We start from the raw sequence: 13,044 nt of genomic DNA on the forward strand, positions 1-13,044 counted from the left end.
CGGGGCTCCCTCCTCCGAGCCGAAGGCTCCCCCGCCGAGCTGAAGGCCCTTCTCCCGTCGGGCCGAGGGCTCCCCTGTCGAGCCGAGGGCTCCGCCGCCGAGCCGAGGGCTCCGCCGCCGAGCCGAGGGCTCCGCCGCCGAGCCGAGGGCTCCGCCGCCGAGCCCCTCCCTCACCTCACCCCGGCCACACGATCGCCTGCACCTCGCTGTACGCGTGCAGCGCGTACGACCCCACGTCCCGCCCGACGCCGCTCTTCTTGAACCCCCCGAACGGCGCCTCCATGTTCCGCCCGACGGTGTTGACGCCGACGCCGCCGGCCCGCAGCCGACGGGCGACGCGGAAGGCGCGGGCGATGTCGCCGGACCAGACGTAGTCGATGAGCCCGTAGTCGGAGTCGTTGGCGAGGGCGACGGCCTCCTCCTCGTCGTCGAAGGGGAGGACGGCGACGACGGGCCCGAAGATCTCCTCACGGACGGCCCGCATCGCGTTGGTGCAGTCGGCGAGAACGGTCGGCCCGAGGTAGAAACCCCGCTCGGGAAGATCGACGACCTTGCCCACCAGGGGAGTTGCCCCCTCCCGCACGGCCAACTCGACATGCGCCCGCACCCGCTCCCGGTGCGCGGCACTGATCAGCGGCCCCATGACGGTCCCGGCCTGCCGGGGATCACCCAGCGTCAACCGCCCTGCATAGGCGACGAGTTGCTCGACAAGCCTGCCGTACAGGCCCCGTTGGACCAGGACCCGGGTCGGCGCCGTGCAGATCTGCCCGCTGTAGAAGGAGAACGTCGTCCCGATCCCCGCGACCGCCGATCCGATGTCGGCGTCGTCGAACACCAACGCGGCGCCCTTGCCGCCGAGTTCCATGAGCTGTCGCTTCATGTCCCGCCCGCAGACCTCGCCGATCCGTACGCCGACGGCGGTGGACCCGGTGAAGCTCACCATGTCGACATCGGGCGAGGCGACGGTCTCCTCTCCCACCTCGACCGCCTCCCCGGAGACGACGTTCACGACACCGGGCGGCACCCCGGCGGCCTCCAGGATCTCCGCCATCCGGTAGACGGAGAGGGGGTCTTGGGGCGCGGGCTTCACCACGACCGTGTTTCCCATGGCAAGTGCGGGCGCGATCTTCCCGGCGGGGTTGGCCCAGGGGTTGTTGTAGGAGGTGACGCAGGTGACGACGCCGACGGGCTGCCGGACCGCCAGCGCGCCCATCACGGCGGCCTTCCCCATCGGCCCGGCGTCGTTGATCTGCGGGGGGATCGCCCACTCGACGGGTTCGACGCGGGCGTAGCGCCTGAACCGGGCGGCAGCGACGCCGAGTTGCATGGCGCGGACGGTCGCGGTGGTCGCCCCGGTCTCGGCGCGGGCGAGGTCGGTGAGTTCGGTGCGGCGGGCCAGGATCAGGTCGGCGGCGCGGGCGAGTACGGCGGCCCGCTCCTCGGGGCGGGTGCGCGACCAGCCCTCGAACGCGGCGCGGGCCGCCGCGCAGGCGTCGCGGGCCTGCGCGGCGGACGCCTCGGGCGCGAGCCCGACGACGTCCTCGGTCGCGGGGTCGACCACCTCGTAGTGCCCGCCGTCGGGTTCGACCCACTCCCCGCCGACGAACAGCCGCTGTCCGTCGGTCACTTGGTGCTCACCGTGCGGGTGTCGGTCCCGGAGCGCAGCACCCTGCCGGGTACGGCGCCGGTGGGGACGTCGTCGCGGAGGGACTCGACTCCGTTGACCCATACGGCTTTTATGCCGATCGCCTTGGAGTCGAGGCGTGGGCTGTCGCCCGGCAGGTCGTGGACGAGGGTGGCCTTCCCGGCGTCGATGCGCTCGGGGTCGAAGAGGACCAGGTCCGCGTGGAACCCTTCCTCCACCCTCCCGCGCCGGCGCAGTCCGAAGAGTTGGGCGGGGTCGTCGGTGAGCATCCTCACCGCCTGTTCCAGCCCGACGAGTCCGCGTCCGCGCAGGCAGTCCCCGAGGAACCGGGTGGTGTACGGCGCCCCGCACATCCGGTCGAGGTGCGCCCCTGCGTCGGAGCCGCCGAGGAGGACGTCCTCGTGCCGCCAGGTCTCGGCCCGCAGCGCCCAGGAGGCGGGGTCGTTGTCCCGGGGCATCGGCCAAAGGACCGTGCGCAGTTGGTCGTTGGAGCAGATCTCGACGAGGGTCGCGAACGGGTCCTGGCCCCGCTCCTCGGCGATGTCGCGGACGACGCGTCCGGTGAGGCCCTCGTTCTCGGGGCTGTAGGTGTCGCCGATGACGTACCGCCCGAAGTCGGCGAGCCTGCGGAAGACGCCCGCCTCCTTGGACTGGGCGCGGCGCAGCAGTTCGGCGCGGACGTCGGGGTCGGCGAGTTTCTCGATGCGTTCGGGGACAGGCAGGCCGAGGACCGGACCCCAGCCGGGGATGAGGTTGAGCGCGCAGAACGTGCCGAGCGACATGTTCATCGGTGTGAGGATCGGCATGGTGAGCGCGACGACGCGGCCACCGGCCTTGCGGGCGCGCTCACTCGCGTGCAGCTGGCGGGGGACGCGTTCGGGGACCTGGGCGTCGATGGTGAGGACGTTCCAGTTGAGGGGGCGGCCGGCGGCGGCGGACATGTCGACGAGGAGGTCGATCTCGGCGTCGCTGAACTGGTCGAGGCAGCCGGCGACGATGGCCTCGATCTGGGTGCCCTCGTGTTCGCCCACCGCCTTGGACATGGCGATGAGTTCGGCGGGCGACGCGTGCCGGGAGGCGACCGGCCGGCCGTCGCCGTCGGAGTGGGTGGTGGACTGGGTGGTGGAGAAGCCCCAGGCCCCGGCGTCCATCGCCTCGTGCAACAGCCGTACGATCTCGGCGAGTTGCTCCTCGGACGGCTGCCCGCCCACCGCGTCGGCGCCCATCACGTGCCGTCGCAGCGCGCAATGACCCACCATGAAACCGGCGTTGACGGCGATGCGGCCTTCGAGGGCGTCGAGGTACTCGCCGAAGGAGTGCCAGCTCCAGGGCGCCCCCTCCTCCAGCGCGACCAGGGACATGCCCTCGACCTTGGACATCATCCGCCGCGTGTAGTCGGCGTCTTCGGGGCGGGCGGGGTTCAACGGGGCAAGGGTGAAGCCGCAGTTGCCCGCCGCGACGGTGGTGACGCCGTGGTTGAGGGAGGGGGTGGCGTAGGGGTCCCAGAAGAGCTGGGCGTCGTAGTGGGTGTGGGGGTCGACGAAGCCGGGGCACAGGACGAGACCGGTGGCGTCCTCGAACGTCCTTGATTCCTCGGTGACTTGGCCGATGACGGCGATCAGGCCGTCCCGGATGCCGACGTCCGTGACGCGGGCGGGGCCACCGGTGCCGTCAACTACCGTGGCCCCCCTGATGACGTGATCGAGCATCAGCGGTCACGCCCCCTGACGGAACCGCGTCGTCCGGTGCACGGGGTCCGTGTCGATCTTCGGGATGACGTGCTCCCCGATCAGCCGGATGGTCTGGAGCGTCTGTTCCTTCGGCACGCCGACCGGGAGTCCGAAGCTGAGCTGGTCGGCGCCGGCCTGCTCCCACCGCTTGCACTGGCGCAGTACCTCGTCCGGGTCGCCGCAGATCAACAGCTCCTCCTCGACGAGGAGTTCGACGAACTCGGCGGTGTACTCGGGGAGGGTCTCGGGCCAGACGGGGAAGCCCTCGGGGCGCGGGAAGGTGTCGTGGTAGCGGAAGACGAGCGACGGCAGGTAGTGCAGGCCGCCGTTGACCGCGACCTGGATCGCCTCGTCGTGGGTGGGCGCGCAGATCGCCGTCGTCGTCACCATCACGTTGTCGTTGACGAAGTCCCCGACCGGTTCGGCGTTCACGACCGCCGTCTTGTACTGCTCCAGCACCCACTCCATGTCGGAGACCTTCTGGATGCTGAACCCGAGGACACCGAGGCCCTTCTTGGCGGCCATCGCGTACGACGGGGGCGAGCCGGCCGCGTACCACATCGCCGGGTGGGACTTGCCGTACGGCTTGGGCAGCACCTTCCTCGGGGGCAACTGCCAGTGTTTGCCCTGGAATCCGACGTACTCCTCCTGGAGCCACATCTTCGGGAACTCGGCGATCGTCTCTTCCCAGAGTTCCTTGGTGTGGTTCATGTCGGTGATGCCCGGCATGAAACCGAGGATCTCGTGGGAGCCGGCGCCCCGGCCGCTGCCGAACTCGAAGCGGTTGCCGGTGAGATGGTCGAGCATGGCGACCTTCTCGGCGACTTTCACCGGGTGGTTGACCGGCGCGAGCGGGTTGAAGATGCCGGAGCCGAGGTGGATGCGTTCGGTGGCGTGCGCCAGGTAGCCGAGGAAGACCTCGTTGGCGGAGAGGTGCGAGTACTCGTCGAGGAAGTGATGTTCCGACGCCCAGGCGTACTTGAAGCCCGACCGGTCCGCCTCGATGACGTACTCGGTCTCCTCCATCAGCGCCTTGTGCTCGGCCAGCGGGTCCGTCTCGGCCCGCTTGCCGACGTATCCCTGAACAAAGAGCCCGAATTCCAAGGAGGTTCACCACCCCAAGCCGTTATCTGACGCATCGTCAGCTGATGGACTGCGGCCGACTCTGACACCACGGGCATACACCGTCAATAGCTGACGCTCAGTCAGATACGACGGTCTCGAAGACGAGCGGCGTCCCGTGGCTGCCGGGCCGCACGGCGTGCCGGACCCCGGCGGGCACCCGGTACATCTCCCCCGCCCCGACCGGCACCGGGGCGCCCTCGATCTCCAGCTCCAGCCGGCCGTCCACCACGAACAGCGCCTCCGGAAGCGCGACGGCCGTCCCCCGCACGTCGAACAGCCCCATGGCACACCTCCCGGCGGACCCCCAGGGGGAGCCCGCGCATCTCGCGATCCGTGAACGCCGAGGACGCTGTCCGGGCCGCGGGGCCGATCGGTCGACCGTTCGGCAAAACCTCAGATCACCGAGACCCCCGCGAGCCAGCCGCCGTCGATCACGAACGGCTGGCCGGTGATGTACGACGAGTCGGCGGAGGTCAGGAACAGGGCGAGGCGGGCCACTTCCTCGGGGCGGCCGATGCGGCCGAGCGGAACGAGCTTGCGGTACAGGGTGTCCAGCGCCTTCGAGGTCTCCTCGGGGTCCGAAGTCGGGTCCAGGAGCGAGGGGTTGGACATGGCCGTGTCGATCGCGCCGGGGCAGATCGCGTTGACGCGTATGCCCCGGGGGGCCAGCTCCAGGGCGGCGACGCGGGTCAGACCGAGGATCGCGTGCTTGCTCGCGGCGTACGCGCCGACCGCCGCCATGCCCGTGATCGCCGTGTACGACGCGGTGTTGACGATCGTCCCGCCGTCCGCGAGGTCGGGGGCGACCGTCTTGATCCCGAGGAAGCAGCCGACCTGGTTGACCCGCACGACCTGCATGAACTCGTCGAGCGGCGTATCGGTGAGGGCGTTGAAGCGCAGGATGCCGGCGTTGTTGACGAGCCCGTCGACGCGGCCGTACGCCTGCTTGGCCGAAGTCAGCGCGGAGCGCCAGGAGTTCTCCTCGCGGACGTCCAAGTGGACGTACAGGGAGTCCAGTTCGGTGGCGAGGGCCTGCCCCTGTTCGTCGAGGACGTCGGCGACGACGACCCGGGCACCCTCGGCGGCGAAGAGCCGCGCCTCCTGCTCGCCCTGCCCTCGGGCCGCGCCGGTGACGATGACGACCCGGCCGTCCAACTTGCCCGTGCTGTCCATGGGACCCCCTCGGCATCGGTGGAGGTCAGCATCGTAACGCCGGACCTGATGAGTCGTCAGATACCTGCATGAGCATTGCGTGAGCAATTTCACAGACTGGGGAGTCGGGATATTTGACCCTGTCGGCGCCCGCCCTCGGCCCCAATAATCCAGACCGCGACAGACAAAGAAGTCTTCAAGGGAGGAACAAGGGATGGCCAAGAGAAAGCTCCGGAACAAGAAGGTCCGGTACGTCGCGATAGGCGCCGCGCTGGCGACTGGTGGCGCCATCATCACCTTGCTCCCCTCGGCGAACGCGGCCGACGAGCAGAAGACGCCCGAGCAGATCATGTCGATGTGCGAGCGCTCGGCGGTGCTCAACGGGAAGCAGCGCTCGGTCAGCGACTTCAACGGGGGCTTCGCCGACGGGTTCCAGGCCGACAACTGTGATTTCGTCGAGACGAACTTCGAGACCTTCGACGGCCCCACCGAGAAGGCGTCGATCGACTTCCCGAACTGCGAGCCGGGTGCCACGGAACCGTCCAAGGTGAAGATCGGCTGGTCGGCGACGGTGGCCCAGGGGGAGGGCAAGTACACCGTGACCCAGCAGGGCGGCGGCGGTGGTCTTTTCGGTGCCATCAGCGGCTCGTGGGTGAAGCACAAGGGCACCCTGGACATGACCGTGGATTCGGCCACCGCCAGCGACACGGAAGAGCGCGAGGTTCCGGTCGGCAAGGTGCTGCACATGGAATTCACGCCGAAGATGCAGCGCATGACCGGCGAATGGCGCGTACGGATCGACGCGCGCTCGGCGACGACCGTCACGAACGCCACTCCCGAGAAGAACTTCGTCGCCCCGGACGTCGTCGAGGGCCCGCACATGCTGCCGGGCGCGGCCGGTGCGCCGGGCGTCGTGGACGGCGTGTCCAAGGCCGTCCTCGAAGACTGCTGACCTCTTCCCACCAGCCATTTCACCCCCTGGAGACCATCATGGGCACCCGCACCAGAAAGCACCGCAGCCGCAAGAAGCGCATCACCCTGGCCCTCGCCCCGGTGGCCGCGCTCGCCGTCGCGATCCCGCTGATGAACTCCGCCGGCGCGGCGACGCCGAACGAGGTGTCGGCCGACTGCGCGGCGGATTCCGACAAACTGGAGAACTGCGAGTTCGTCAATGTGCAGTTCAAGGCGAACAGTCTCGGCCCGAATCAGCGGGTCTCCCCCGTGACGAACAACTGCGGAAACACGACGGCGACCTCCAAGGAGTTCGCGGTCAGCACTTCGGTGACCCGCAGCATCGAACTGGAGGACGGCTTCACCGTGGAGGGTGGCTCGAAACTCGCGAGTTCCGTCTTCGAGGTCGGAGTGCAGTTCAGCACCTCGGAGATCAACATCACCCGGGACGAGAAGACGACGGGCCTGAGTTTCGAGCGCAGTGACACCGTCCAGCCCGACAGCATCGGCTTCTTCATGTGGTCGGCGAAACGCACGGACGTGAGCGGATTCCTGCGCGCCACGTACAAGGACGCCCAGGACGGGCAGAAAGTCTTCTTCTCCCCGAGCGAAGGCGCCACCTCCGTACACGTCTTCTATCCGCAGATCCTGAAGAACGGAACTCCGGACGGCCGTCTGTGGCTGCGGAACGTGAAGTGCGGAACGCCTCAGGCGAACGGCATCCTGAACTCCGAGAACAGCATCCGTGTGGAGCCCGGACTCGACGAGGGCGGCGCCAATGTGACGGACGTGGAAATCCCGGTGGCCGAGATCAGCCAGTCCTGAGGACGATCATTTTCAGACGCGAAGCACGGGCGTGGCGCCCAGCCAGCGCAGGACCGCGTCCGTGCCTCCCCGCGCGTCGAGCTTCGCGTAGATGTTGCTGAGGTTGTTGCGCACGGTCTTCTCCGACAGCCGCAGCCTCAGCGAGATCTCCTGGGCCCCGAGCCCGGTCGACAGCAGTTCCATGATCTGCCGTTCACGCGGCGAGAGCAGGGCCCGCAGGCGTTCCACCGCATCCCCTCCGGCGGGCGTCTCGCGGGCCCCTTCGCGCAGTGCCGCGCAGGCCGCCGGGGACAGGTAGGTGTGGCCGACGGTGGCCGCCATCACCGCCGAGGAGAGCATGCAGGAGCAGTAGTCGCCGTCGACCAGGTAGCCCGCGCCGCCCCGGAACACCTCGACGACCGTCTCGACGTCCCGCCGTCCGCTCACCACGATCACGGGCACCCCGCGCCCGGCGAGCGCGCCGGTCAACTCCGGTAGGGCGTCGGCGGGTTCGACGCAGCTCAGCAGGACGACGTCGAGCGGCGCCTCCGCCAGCTTCCGGTAGGGCGGGGCCACCTGCCACACCCGGCCCACGTACGAGTCGTCCGGCGCGGGCCAGTCGGCGTGCGGCCAGTCGGCGCCTTCCGCGCAGGCCAGAGCTACGGAGAGCCTTTCGGAGGATCTCACTGTGGGGGGTCCTTCCGCCGGAACAGCGACGTCCGTACGTTCGTACATACGCTGTCCGGCGCGGATATGTTCAAAGATTCAAGAGAGTTGGCTCACAGGGCCGAGCAGGGGGGCCACTTCGGCGCCGAACTCCCTTATCTGATCGGTGAGTTCCCCAACCGAGCGGCTCCTGAACCTTACTTGAACCTGGTCCACCCCCAACTCCCCGTACGCGTTGAGCGATTCGGCCAGCTCCTCGGGGGTTCCGGTGAGGACGCGTCGGCCGACGTCCCAGCCGGGCGTCCCGACGTACAGCGGTTCGGCGATCGCTCCGACGGTGAACTCCCCCCAGTCTGCGCGCAGTTGCCGTATCGCCGCGATCTGTCCGGGCAGCCGGTCACGCGGATCGCCCTGCGGGAGCCAGCCGTCTCCCTTGAGGGCGGCGCGGCGGACAGCGGCGGGTGAGGAGCCGCCGACCCAGACGGGGACGTGCGGCTGGGCGGGGCGGGGGCGCTGGCCCAGCTCGTCGTAGTCGTACGACTTGCCGTGGTGGCCGACAAATTCGTCCGGTCCCAGCGCGGTCCGCAGCGCGTCCAGGGTCTCGTCCAGGACGGCTCCCCGCCGGGTGAAGTCGACGCCGAGGGCCTCGAACTCCTCCTGGACGTGACCCGCGCCGACCCCGAGGATCAGCCGGCCGCCGGAGAGGTGGTCGAGGGTGGCGTACTGCTTGGCGGTGAGCAGGGGGTGGCGCAGACCGGCGATCGCGACGTGGCTGAGCAGCCGGACGCGGGTCGTGACGGCGGCCAGGTGGGCGAGGGTGGCGACGGGGTCGTACCAGACCGTGCCCATCGCGTCCGCGAGGCGGCGAGGGATCGCGACGTGGTCGCAGCAGGCGACGTAGGCGAACCCGGCGTCGTCGGCGGCCTGTGCGACGGCCACCAACTCCCGTGGTCCGGCGTCGAGTTCCCAGGGTTCGACGTAGATGCGACTCTGGGACTGGACGGGGAGCTGGATGCCGTAGGCGAGCGTCCTGGGCATGGGCGGCGTCCTCCGATCGCGCCGGGTGCCCTCATCGTCGTATCTGACGGGCCGTCAGACAAGGGTCCGGGACACGGCACCGGGCGGGATCGGGACATTCGCCCCACGCGCCCGGGACGGCGGGCGGGACAGCTTGTGGGCCGACGCCGCACCGGAGCGAACCGGCCGGGCGGCACCCGACAGAAACGGAAGACCTGACATGCCCAAGCTCTACCTGCCGTTCCGGGGCACCTTCGCCGTCACCCAGCCCTTCAAGGCCAGGGTCCACCCTGGGGTGGACTACTCGCTGACGATGCGCACGCCCGTGCTCGCCTCCGCCGACGGCACCGTCGTCACGTCGGAGGAACTCCCCCACGGGTACGGCAGGTACATCGTGATCGAGCACGCGGACGGCGTCTTCACGCTCTACGGGCACCTCGACAAGCGGCTCGTCGGCGTGCGCGCGGTGGTCCGGGCCGGACAGCGGATAGGGCAGTCGGGCAACAGCGGCGACTCGACGGCACCGCACCTGCACTTCGAGGTGCGCAAGGTCCACAACGCCCGGGAAGCCGCTGTGGACCCGCAGCCGCTCCTCAAGGGCGCCCCGCCCGCCGTCCTCCCGCCCGCGCCTCTCACGGCCGCGTAGCGGCCCTCTCAGGCCCCCAGACCGGCGTCGCGCGCCCGGGCCACCGCCTCGGCGCGCGTCGCCACCCGGAGCTTGTCGAGGACGTGGGAGACGTGGTTGCGCACGGTCTTCTCGGACAGCCCCAGGTCGCCGGCGATCCGGTGGTTGCCGTACCCGCGCGCGAGCAGCGCGAGCACCTCGCGCTCGCGCGCGGTGAGCTGCGGCAGCACCTCGGCGGCCCGGGACGCGGCGGCGCCGCCCAGCAGCCGGGCGACCTGCGCGGCCACCCCGCCGGAGAACACCGTCCCCCCGGCGGCGGCCGTCCGTACGGCACCCAGGACCTCAGCCAGGCCCGCGTCCTTCCCGAGGTAGCCACGCGCGCCCGCGCGCACGGCCGCCAGGAGGTGATCGTCGTCCCGGGACATCGTCAGGGCGAGAACGGCCGTCCCGGGCGCCCGTTCCGTGAGCCGCCTGGTCGCCTCGATACCGCACGCGGACGCGCCCAGCTCCAGGTCCATGAGGACGACGTCGGGGGCGCCGCAGCCCGCCGCCGCCAACGCCTCCTCGACGGTCCCGGCCTCACCGACGACAACGATGTCACCCACGGTCTCCAGGGCCGTCCGCAGGCCGAGGCGGAAGAGCGGATGGTCGTCGACGAGCAGCACCCGGACGACGGCGGACGGCGGGATCGACGGGATCGGCGGCACGCTCACCGAACCCAATCTAGATCTGATCCGACAAATAGGAAATCCATCCGATTGCGCCACCAGATACCATCAACGCACCGTTAGGCCCTCACCATGACCACGACTTCCGATCCACCCTCCGCGACGCTGCCTCCCGGGGCCTCCCCGGCGGGGCTGCTGCGGCCGGGACGGGCGCTCGGCGCCGGCCCGGTCCTGCTCGGCGCGGCCCTCGTGGCCTGCTCGCTCGCGGTGGCCGCCGTGGACCGCCGTCCGGCCCTGTACGGCCTCGACCACGGGGCGCCCGCCCGCAGCCTCCTCCTGGGCCTCTCGTTCGCCGTACCGGCCGCCGTGGCCCTCCTCACGGGGCGGCGCGGCCTGGGCGCCGTCCTGTCCGTCGCGGCGGCCGGAACCTGCCTGTACGGGCTGCGGCCGATGCTCCGGGCAGCCGCCCAGGACGGCGGCACGCACCTGCCGCCCGTCGTCACGGAGCTGCTCGGCGGCGCGGGAACGTTCGCCATGCACGGAGCGCTCGTCCTGCTGCCGCTGTGGGTCCCGCGCGGGCGCCTGGAGGGCGGCCGGCGCTGGCGCGTGGCGATCGCTGCTCTCGTCGCCGTGTACGCCCTGTGCCTGGCCACCGTCGCCGCGTACGGGTGGTCCGTGACGGACGTCTCCTGGGACGGGTCGGTGCTGCGCGACCGGGTCGGCTGGTACCGGGTGGCGGCCCAGGTCACCGTCGTGCTGCCCCGGCTGCTGGCGGTCGTCGTCCTCGTGGACCTCCTGCGTCGGCGGCGCACCGCGCGCGGGCGCGCGCGCCACCGGCTCACCGTGACCGCCGTCGGGTACGCCGTGTACTGGCTGCTGCGGATCGTCGACCGGGTGCACCTCGTGGTGACCTCGCACCAGCTCGCCGAGTGGGCCGTGCACCTGGGCAACTCCTTCGCCGTGATCGCCCTCGCGCTGGTCTCCGTGGCCGCCGCGCTCCCCCAGGGCTTCACCTCGTTCGACCGCACCCTGCGGCGCGGTTTCCTCGCGATGTCCCTGCCCATCGCGCTGTGCACCTGCTGCTACGGCCTCTACCTCGTCTCCTGCGACCTCCTGGGCCTCTCCCGGCCCACCGCCGCCGCCCTGGCCGCCGCCCTCGGCGCCCTCGCCCTGCGGCCCGCGGCCGGGCTCCTGTGGCGCGTGGGCGACCTGCTGCTGTACGGGCGGCGGGCCAAGCCGTACGAGATGCTGCGCGCGCTCGGGGAGGAGCTGCGGCGGCGGATGCCCGCGGACGAGGTGCCGGGGGTGGTGTGCGCGACGGTGGTGGAGCGGTTGGGGCTGCCGGGGGCGGTGCTTGTCGCGCACACGCGCGTGCAGGGTGGTGGGAAGGTCGGCGCGTGCGCGCGCGTGGAGGGCGGTTCGGGGTCCGGTGTGCACGCGCGCGTGGAGGGCGGTTCGGCGGCAGGCGCGTGCGCGCGCGTGGAGGGGCGGGTGCTGGCCCGGGCGGGGGAGGTGGACGAGGCGGGCGGGCGGTTCGTGGAGTTGCCGTTGACCGAGCGGGGGGAGCGGGTCGGGGTGCTGGCCGTGGCCCTGCGTCCCGGGCAGCGGGCGCTCGACGCCACCGACCTGGCCGCGCTGAAGGCCGTCGCCGACCGCCTCGGGACCGTCGTCGCCGCGATCCGGCTGCGGGAGGAGCTGCGGGGCAGCCGCGAGCGGGTGGTCACCGCGCGGGAGGAGGAGCGCCGGCGGCTGCGCCGCGATCTGCACGACGGCCTCGGGCCGACGCTGGCCGGGCTGCGGCTGCGCCTGGACGCCGCCGCGGGCCTGCTGCCGTCGTCCTCGCCGCCGCGCGCGCTGGTCGAGTCGGCGAGCGAGGAGGCCGTACGGGGGCTCGAAGAGGTCCACCGGCTCGTGGACGACCTGCGGCCCGCCGCCCTGGACGGGGGTCTCGCCGCCGCGCTCACGGCCCTCGTCGCACGCTTCGACAGCGGTGCGCCGCGGGTCGTCGCGGACATCGCCGGGACGCTGCCGCCGCTGCCGGCCGCCACCGAGACGGCCGCGTACCGGATCACGTCCGAGGCCCTCGCGAATGCCGTCCGGCATGCGGGGGCGGGGGTCGTACGGGTCGTGCTGCGGGTCGCGGAGGGGGGTGTCGAGGGGGGTGGGGCGGTGGTGCTGGAGGTGTGGGACGACGGGGTGGGGGCGGGGGGTGGCTCTCGGGTAGGGGGTGGCTCTCAGGTGGAGGGTGGCTCTCAGGTGGGGGTGGAGGCGGACGCGGGGGTGGGTGGCTCTCAGGTAGGGGTGGGCTACGGGGACGGCCGGTCCGGGGACGGCCGGTCCGGGGACGGCCGGTCCGGGGACGGCCGGTCCGGGGACGGCCGGTCCGGGGACGGGGACGGGGTGGGGGTGGGGTTCGGTGGTACGACGGTGGCTCGTGGCCTCGGGGACGCGCCCCGGGCGTCCGCCGCGCGGGAGGGCGTGGGGCTCGCGTCGATGGTGGAGCGGGCGGAGGAGATCGGCGGGCACTGCACGGTGTCCGCGCGGGACGACGGGACGCGGGGGACGGTCGTACGGGCGGTGCTGCCGGTGCGGGCGTGAGACGGGGACGGAGCCGGTGCCAGTGTCGGTGTCGGTGTCGGTGCCGTCCCGGCGGGTCGGGGC

Annotated in this window: 12 protein-coding genes; 4 read left to right on the forward strand and 8 right to left on the reverse strand. The window is 71.5% G+C overall.

Translation table 11 applies throughout. The annotated features are described in order from the left end of the window. Window positions 1-175 precede the first annotated feature (175 nt). The 5 genes from ABZX85_RS33805 to ABZX85_RS33825 all read right to left on the reverse strand — a co-directional run bounded on the left by ABZX85_RS33805 (window position 176) and on the right by ABZX85_RS33825 (window position 5,673). Entirely contained in the window at window positions 176-1,627 is a 1,452-nt protein-coding gene (locus ABZX85_RS33805; protein ID WP_355877223.1) for an aldehyde dehydrogenase family protein, read from the reverse strand. Further along, the gene (locus tag ABZX85_RS33810) at window positions 1,624-3,354 is read right to left on the reverse strand and encodes a D-aminoacylase (protein ID WP_355877226.1); all 1,731 of its coding nucleotides are present in this window, start codon (window positions 3,352-3,354) and stop codon (window positions 1,624-1,626) included. The genes ABZX85_RS33805 and ABZX85_RS33810 overlap by 4 nt, the downstream gene beginning before the upstream one ends. A 6-nt stretch (window positions 3,355-3,360) precedes the next feature. Continuing rightward, on the reverse strand, window positions 3,361-4,479 hold the full coding sequence (locus ABZX85_RS33815) for an LLM class flavin-dependent oxidoreductase (protein ID WP_355877229.1): 1,119 nt from the start codon (window positions 4,477-4,479) through the stop codon (window positions 3,361-3,363). Window positions 4,480-4,576: 97 nt separating this feature from the next. Then, the gene (locus ABZX85_RS33820; RefSeq protein WP_355877232.1) at window positions 4,577-4,783 is read right to left on the reverse strand and encodes a cupin domain-containing protein; all 207 of its coding nucleotides are present in this window, start codon (window positions 4,781-4,783) and stop codon (window positions 4,577-4,579) included. A gap of 110 nt (window positions 4,784-4,893) precedes the next feature. Then, entirely contained in the window at window positions 4,894-5,673 is a 780-nt protein-coding gene (locus ABZX85_RS33825; protein ID WP_355877235.1) for an SDR family NAD(P)-dependent oxidoreductase, read from the reverse strand. Window positions 5,674-5,866: 193 nt separating this feature from the next. Here ABZX85_RS33825 and ABZX85_RS33830 point away from each other — a divergent pair, with 193 nt between their 5' ends. Together ABZX85_RS33830 and ABZX85_RS33835 are read left to right on the forward strand one after the other, a co-directional pair. Next, window positions 5,867-6,604 carry a hypothetical protein gene (locus tag ABZX85_RS33830; protein WP_355877238.1) on the forward strand — a complete coding sequence of 246 codons (738 nt, stop codon included), beginning with the start codon at window positions 5,867-5,869 and terminating at the stop codon, window positions 6,602-6,604. Window positions 6,605-6,642: 38 nt separating this feature from the next. Beyond that, window positions 6,643-7,428, forward strand: coding sequence for a hypothetical protein (locus ABZX85_RS33835; protein WP_355877240.1), 786 nt, complete (start codon window positions 6,643-6,645; stop codon window positions 7,426-7,428). Between the two features lie 12 nt (window positions 7,429-7,440). Here the strand turns inward: ABZX85_RS33835 and ABZX85_RS33840 are convergent, their stop codons facing one another. After that, complete coding sequence (locus tag ABZX85_RS33840; RefSeq protein ID WP_355877243.1) at window positions 7,441-8,094, reverse strand: response regulator transcription factor; 654 nt, start codon at window positions 8,092-8,094, stop codon at window positions 7,441-7,443. A 78-nt stretch (window positions 8,095-8,172) separates the two neighbouring features. After that, window positions 8,173-9,111, reverse strand: a complete 939-nt coding sequence (locus ABZX85_RS33845) for a TIGR03619 family F420-dependent LLM class oxidoreductase (protein WP_355877246.1) — start codon at window positions 9,109-9,111, stop codon at window positions 8,173-8,175. 199 nt (window positions 9,112-9,310) lie between these two features. On the opposite strand from ABZX85_RS33845, the gene ABZX85_RS33850 reads away from it, so the two are divergent. Then, the gene (locus ABZX85_RS33850) at window positions 9,311-9,736 is read left to right on the forward strand and encodes a M23 family metallopeptidase (protein ID WP_355877249.1); all 426 of its coding nucleotides are present in this window, start codon (window positions 9,311-9,313) and stop codon (window positions 9,734-9,736) included. A gap of 8 nt (window positions 9,737-9,744) precedes the next feature. Here the strand turns inward: ABZX85_RS33850 and ABZX85_RS33855 are convergent, their stop codons facing one another. Continuing rightward, entirely contained in the window at window positions 9,745-10,428 is a 684-nt protein-coding gene (locus tag ABZX85_RS33855; protein WP_355877252.1) for a response regulator transcription factor, read from the reverse strand. Between the two features lie 87 nt (window positions 10,429-10,515). Between ABZX85_RS33855 and ABZX85_RS33860 the strand changes: the two genes are divergently transcribed. Continuing rightward, on the forward strand, window positions 10,516-12,981 hold the full coding sequence (locus ABZX85_RS33860; RefSeq protein WP_355877255.1) for a histidine kinase: 2,466 nt from the start codon (window positions 10,516-10,518) through the stop codon (window positions 12,979-12,981). Window positions 12,982-13,044: the final 63 nt, after the last annotated feature.

Source organism: Streptomyces sp. NPDC004539, from assembly GCF_040610055.1.
In the GTDB taxonomy this organism is placed as follows: Bacteria; Actinomycetota; Actinomycetes; order Streptomycetales; family Streptomycetaceae; genus Streptomyces.